Genomic DNA, 7710 nt, shown 5'->3' with positions numbered 1-7710 from the left:
TGCTATTGATTGCGCCATCATCATCAGTAACCATTAATGTTACAGTATAGTTTCCGTCGTTCACATATACATGCGTGACTATCATTTCTGTGGCGTTTGCTCCGTCGCCAAAGTCCCAGAAATAGCTCACAATCGAGCCATCAGGATCATAACTAGCAGAAGCATTAAAATGAATAGTTTCACTAGTATACACAGTTTCGGCGGACTCTGTAAAAATAGCAACAGGAGCCCTATTCAAAACTTGTATTGTTGCGTTGGCTAGTCCCATTGCTCCATCATCGTCTGTGATGGTTAGAGAGATCATGTAAGTTCCATCATATGCATAGGCATGTTCGACAGTTACGCCTGTTGCGTTGGTGCTGTCATCGAAGTCCCAGAAATAGCTCACAATAACACCGTCAGAATCATAACTGTCAGAAGCATTGAAGCGGATGACTTGACCTGTAAGTACGCTTGTTTCAGATGTTGCGAAAATCGCAATAGGGGAACAATTTAAAATAGTCTTAGCTGCCGTAGCAACAGCAGTTCCTCCATCATTATCGGTAACTGTTAAAGTAACAGTATAGTTTCCGTTGTCTGCGTAGCTATGTTCTATAATTACACCTGTAGCGTTGGTACCGTCTCCGAAATCCCAGAAATAGGAGATTATGGTTCCATCAGGATCGTAGCTTTCAGTAGCGTTAAACGTAATAGTTTCGTCGGTGTAAACCGTTTCAGCAGACTCGGTAAACAAGGCAACAGGAGCTCTATTCAAAACTTTTGTAATTCCACTGGCGGTTCCAGTTGCGCCATCATCGTCAGTAACGGCTAACGTTACTGTGTAGTTTCCGCAACTTGCATAGGCATGGGTCACTACCACTCCAGTGGCGTTGGCTCCGTCTCCGAAATCCCAAAAGTATTCAACGATTATTCCGTCTGCGTCATAACTATAGCTGGCATTGAAGCATATTGGCTCGCCTTCATATGCCATTGTTTTGTCTTGGGTAAATTGGGCTGTTGGAGGACGGTTAAGGATTGTTTTGGCTGATGAGATTGAGTTTGCTGCTCCATCATCATCTGTGACTGTTAAAGTAACAGTGTAGTTGCCATCGTCGGCGTATGCGTGTCCTGAAGTCTCGCCCGTGGCGTTGGTTCCATCACCGAAACTCCAGAAGTAACTGATTATGGAACCATCTGCGTCATAACTGCTGCTGGCGTCGAAGGAAACAGTTTCTCCAGTCTTAATTGTTTCAGATGATTCAGTAAACGATGCAACTGGCGGACTATTTCCTACAGTTTTAGCTGAACTCGTACCACTATTTGCTCCTTCATTGTCAGTAACCGTCAAGGTTACAGTGAATGTGCCGTTTTCAGCGTAGGCATGTTCAACTGTAATACTAGTAGCGTTGGTTCCGTCGCCGAAATCCCAAAAGTAACTAACAATAGTTCCGTCAGGATCATAGCTATCTGACGCATTAAAGGTAATCGTCTCACCAGTGTAAACATTCTCCGCGGATTCAGTGAAGGAAGCAACCGGAGCACGATTCATGATAGCCTTAATGGATGTAGCGGTGTCGGTTGCGCCATCATTATCAGTGACTGTTAGAGTCACCGTATAGGATCCGTTGTCAGCATAAAGATGGTCAGCAGTTATCCCTGTAGCGTTTGCTCCGTCACCAAAATCCCACAAGTAGCTAACAATAGTGCCGTCAGGGTCATAACTATCTGACGCATTGAAGTATATGATCTCTCCTGTTAGCGCCGTTTCTTTCGATTCGATGAAAATAGCTACAGGAGCGTTGACCTCTACCGTCTTTTCGGTGCTTGCCATCCCTGTTCCCCCGTCATCGTCCGTGACAGTTAGTGTTACGATGTATGTACCGGAACCATTGTAAGCGTGTTCGGTCGTAACACCTGTAGCGTTGGTTCCGTCGCCAAAGTCCCAGAAGTATCCAATTATGGAACCGTCCGAATCATAACTTGACGAGGCGTTGAAGTATATAATCTCGCCGATGAGCACGCTTTCCGCGGACTCGGTGAAGGATGCAACAGGAGGACTATTCAAGACGGTTTTGGTGGCTGACGTTGAGGCTGAAGCGCCGTCGTCGTCAGTCACGGTTAAGGTGACCGTATAAAGTCCATCTTCACTATATGCATGTCCAACCGTGACGCCTGAGGCGTTAGTGCCGTCGCCAAAGTCCCAGAAGTAACTAACAATAACGCCGTCAGGATCGTAGCTGTCGCTGGCGTCGAACGAGATAACCTCGTTGGTGTAGACTGTTTCTGCCGATTCGGTGAAAATGGCTACTGGGGGTCTATTCAAAACGTTTGTAGATCCTGTGGCTGTGGCAGTTGCTCCATCATCGTCAGTCACTACAAGGGTCACCATGTAGGTTCCATCATCTGTGTATGCGTGGTTAACTATAACGCCCGTGGCGTTGGTACCGTCGCCAAAGTCCCAGAAGTAACTAACAATAACGCCGTCAGGATCAGAGCTACCCGATGCGTCAAACTGAATAATCTCACCTGTATATACCACGGTTGCAGACTGAGTAAACGTAGCTACTGGGGGTCGGTTCAAAACTGTCTTAACCGAGGTAGCGGTGGCAGTTGCTCCATCGTCATCTTTTATTATGAGAGTTACCGTGTAGGTTCCATTATCTGCGTAGGCGTGGCCTATAGTGACGCCTGTTGCATTAGTTCCGTCGCCAAAGTCCCAGAAGTAACTAACAATAACGCCGTCAGGATCAGAGCTATCGCTGGCGTCGAACGAGATGATTTCGCCTGTATTAACGGTTTCTGTGGACTCAGTAAAGACGGCGACAGGCGGCCTATTCAAAATAGTCTTAGTGGCTGACGTTGGAGTCGAAGCTCCGTCGTTGTCTGTAACAGTGAGCGTCACTGTATAGTTTCCGTCATCCATGTATGAATGAACTACAACTGTGCCGGTTACGTTAGTTCCGTCGCCAAAGTCCCAGAAGTAACTAACGATGGAACCGTCAGGATCATAGCTTTGAGATGCGTTGAACGTGATAGTCTCGTTCGTGTAAACAGTTTCCGTAGACTCGGTGAAGACTGCTATAGGAGGTGTATTTAATACTATCTTGGTGGAGCTCGTTGATGATGTCGCTCCATCATCATCTGTGATGGTCAGCGTCACTGTGTAGTTTCCATCATTTGCGTATGAGTGATCTACTGTGACGCCGGTAGCATTGGTTCCATCACCGAAATCCCAGAAGTAACTAACGGTAGTACCATCTGGGTCGTAGCTATCTGAAGCATCGAAGTATATGGTTTCCCCAGTATAGACGGTTTCTGCAGACTCCGTGAAGGATGCTATGGGGGGTCTGTTCAAGACAGTCTTGGTTGAGGAAGCAGTAGCAGTTGCGCCATCGTCGTCGGTTACGGTTAGTGTAACAGTGTATGTTCCATTATCTGTGTATGCATGAGACACAATGACACTAGTAGCGTTTGTGCCATCGCCAAAGTTCCAAAAGTAGCTAACAATGGCTCCATCAGGATCATAGCTGCTGGACGCATTAAATGTTATTACTTCACCTGTAAGCACTGTTGTTGCAGACTCGGTGAATACGGCTACCGGAGGTCTGTTCAAAACCGTCTTAGTAGCGTTGGTCGATGCAGTTGCGCCATCGTTGTCCATCACTGTTAAAGTGACCGTATATGTGCCATCATTTGCATAGGAGTGATTTGCAATGACTCCCGAGTCATTGACTCCATCTCCGAAGTCCCAGAAATAACTCACTATGGTACCATCGGGGTCGTAACTGGCTGAGGCGTTGAATGTGATGACCTCGTCTGTAAGCACTATCGTCGCGGACTCGGTGAATATGGCAACTGGTGGCCTATTTAGGACAGTTTTGCTGGCGGATGCTGATGCTGATGCGCCATCATTATCTGTTACGGTTAGAATGACAGTATAGACTCCATCATCAACATATGCATGGTTCACAATGATACCGGTAGCATTTGCGCCATCGCTGAAATCCCAGAAAAAGCTAACAATAGTTCCATCGGGATCATAACTACCCGACGCGTTGAAAGTCATTGTCTCGCTGGTATAAGCTGTTTCAGCAGACTCGGTGAAGAAGGCAACGGGAGGACTATTCAAAACAGTCTTAGTGGCAGATGTTGATGAAGATACTCCATCGTCGTCTGTCACAGTTAAAGTAACAGTATAGTTACCATCATCGGCATAGGCATGTTGTGTAGTGACGCCAGTTGCGTTACTTCCATCTCCGAAGTCCCAGAAATAGCTGACTATGGTTCCATCCGCGTCATAACTGCCAGAGGCATTGAAATAGATAATCTCGCCAGTGTACATAGTTTCTGCAGACTCGGTGAAGATTGCCACAGGAGGGCGGTTCAACACAGTCTTGATGGCTGTGGTCGTGGCGGTGTCGTTATCATCATCGGTGACCGTCAAGGTTACCGTATACACCCCATTATTAGAGTACGTGTGCTCTACAACAACACCGGTAGCATTTGTTCCGTCGCCGAAATCCCAGAAGTAACTAGCAATCCACCCGTCTAAGTCGTAGCTTTGAGAAGCGTTAAAGTATATAGTCTCACCAGTAAGCACGGTTTCAGCTGACTCGGTGAACATGGCAACAGGAGGTCGATTCAGTACGGTTTTTGTCGAGGTAGCAGTGTTGGTTGCGCCATCATCATCTGTTACAGTAAGGGTTACTGTGTACACGCCATCTTCCGCATATGCGTGTTCCACAATGACTCCAGTAGCATTTGTACCATCGCCAAACGTCCAGAAATAACTAACAATGTAGCCGTCCGCATCATAGCTTGCAGATGCATTAAACGTGATGATCTCATTGGTGTAAACGGTTTCTGCGGATTCGGTGAAAATAGCAACGGGGGGCGTTGTCTCCACTGTTTTTGTAGCGCTTGCCGATGCAGTTGCACCATCATTATCTGTTACAGTGAGTGTGACAACGTATATACCATTATCCGCATATGCATGTTCAGCTGTAACACCCGTAGCGTTGGTTCCATCACCGAAATCCCAAAAATAGCTGATTATCGAGCCGTCAGGGTCATAGCTCTGAGATGCATTGAAGTAGATAACTTGACCGACAACCACGGTTTCCGCAGACTCGGTGAACATGGCAATTGGAGGTCTGTTCAAAACAGTTTTTGTGGCGCTAGAGGTTGCTGTTGCGTCGTCGTCATCTGTTACCGTCAAAGTCACTGTGTATGTCCCATTATCAGCGTAAGCGTGGTTAACAACCATTCCAGTGGCGTTTGTCCCATCTCCGAAGTCCCAGAAGTAATTGCCGATGTAGCCGTCTGGGTCGTAGCTATCTGTGGCGTTGAAAGTTATTGTCTCGCCAGTGTTAACGGTTTCGGCAGATTCAGTAAACGTCGTTACAGGGGGCCTATTCAGAATGGTTTTCGTAGCTGTAGTGGAAGCCGTTGCTCCATCGTCGTCTGTAACAGTTAGAGTTACAGTATAGTTACCATCATTGGCATAGGCATGCTCTACAGTTACGCCGGTAGTGTTGGTTCCATCTCCAAAGTCCCAGAAGTAGCTAACTATTGTGCCATCGGGATCATAACTGTTAGAGGCATTAAAGTAAATGATCTCACCAGTATTGACTATCTCTGCAGACTCTGTGAAACTGGCTATTGGAGCCCTATTTAATGCCGTTTTGGTTGCAGTTACGGTGTCTGTAGCTCCATCATCATCAGTAACTATCAAGGTCACGGTGTATGTCCCGTCGTCGGCATAGACGTGACTTACAACAACACCTGTTGCGTTTGTACTGTCACCGAAATCCCAGAAATAATTAGCTATAATGCCATCTGGATCGTAACTGTCAGAAGCGTTAAACGCAATAACGTCTCCTGTATAGACCGTTTCCGCCGATTCAGTGAAAACTGCAACTGGGGGTCGGTTCAAGATTGTTTTAGTGGCTGTGGCTGTGACAGTGGCGCCATCATCATCTGTAACCGTTAACGTTACTGTGTAGATTCCGTCATCAACATATGCATGTTCAACTATAACGCCAGTGGCGTTGGTTCCGTCTCCAAAGCCCCAGAAGTAGGAGACAATGTAGCCATCAGAATCGTAACTGTTGGTTGCGTTGAATGTGATGTTCTCACCAGTATAAACAGTTTCAGCAGATTCAGTGAACAGTGCCGCTGGAGGTCTATTCAGAACAGTCTTGCTGGCATTTGTTGACGCTGTTGCTCCATCGTCATCAGTGACAGTTAAAGTGACGATGTAAGTTCCATTATCGGCATATGAATGGGTCAGTATCATGCCGGTTGCATTTGCCCCATCGCCGAAATCCCAAAAGTAACTTGTAATAGTACCGTCTGGGTCATAGCTGTCAGATGCGTTAAATGTAATAGTTTCGCCGGTGTAAACAGTTTCAGCGGACTCTGTAAAGGATGCAACTGGAGATCTGTTCAAAACAGTCTTAGTCGACATGGTTGTGTCTGTTGCTTCATCGTCGTCGGTAACAGTCAAGGTTACCGTATAAGTTCCATCGTCGGCGTATGCACGTTCCACGATTACGCCAGTGGCATTGCTTCCATCTCCAAAATCCCAGAAATAACTGGCAATTGTACCATCGGGGTCATAACTTGCTGAAGCGTTAAAGTAAATAGGCTCCGCCGTTAGCACGGTTTCTGCGGATTCGGTGAAGGAGGCTATTGGCGGTCTATTAAGCACTGTGACGCCCTTAGAAGTGATGTCATATAGTCCGTGGTTATCGGTTACGTTGAGTGTAACTGTGTAGGTTCCGTCGTTAGCATAGATGTGGGTTGCGATCTCGCCAGTGCCATTGGTTCCGTCTCCAAAGTCCCACTCGTAGCTAACTATGTAGCCGTCTGGGTCGTAGCTGGCAGAGGCATTGAAGGTTACGATTTCGCCAGTGTAAGGATATTCTGGTGTGTAAGTAAAGGAGACCACTGGTGGCTGGCCATAATATATAACTGCCCAAACTTCATGAGTTCGGTACGCAGTTAGGGGATCCGGTCCTTTGGTTTGTGTTCCTATCTGACGGATTTCTAAACTGCCTATGTCGGTCCAAGACCATGATCCGTCGTTCGGTTCCGTGGCATTGTCTAAACTAAAACATTGTTGAGTAACTGAAGATGTAATCGAGGTCCACGGATCTCCTTCAACTCCACCTACATAATATTTCAGTGTTACATAATCGTTCGTAAGTCCTGCGAGAGTAATCACAATCCTGAGATCAACCCTGTTGATTGGCCCTAAATCCGTAGCGTTAAAACCTGACCAATATATATTATTAATAACTCTCAGCTGGGTTTCATCGGCATAGGTTGAATTGTTCCAGTCCCAAGCGTTTGGCTCATTTATCCACTGCCCATTAACATCAGTATAGTTTGAAGGCTGACTGATCACACTAGGAGCTGGACCTGCATACACCAATCCAAGGAATAATACGCCAACCAAAAGAAACAACACTATGAGAGAGAATACGCGTAGGCGGGGTGGAGAGAGTTTTCTTTTATGCAAAGTGTTCCTCCTCCTTTCTTACTACCAAAAAGAGGTTTTGACGAAAACAGTGGGGGTACACACAAAACAGCAAAAATGGACAGGTGAATCGCTCTTCGAGAACCTCCACTAATCTTTTCATTCAGACGGAACTCCTTTCTCCTTTCAGGACTAAGAAACTCTTCGTACACAGAGTAAAAAGGGTTATGGATTTATCTTCTATATCC

At 46.4% G+C, this 7710-nt stretch carries 1 protein-coding gene; it reads right to left on the bottom strand.

What is annotated here, in order from left to right:
• Nucleotides 1–7504: PKD domain-containing protein (locus KAU88_01175; GenBank protein MCK4477127.1), on the bottom strand; the 7504-nt coding region annotated here is incomplete at its 3' end.
• Nucleotides 7505–7710 lie beyond the last annotated feature (206 nt).

Source organism: Candidatus Bathyarchaeota archaeon (assembly GCA_023131225.1).
GTDB lineage: Archaea > Thermoproteota > Bathyarchaeia > Bathyarchaeales > SOJC01 > JAGLZW01.
The sequence above is the reverse complement of the archived record's forward strand: the minus strand, read 5'-3'. Positions and strand labels throughout refer to the sequence as shown.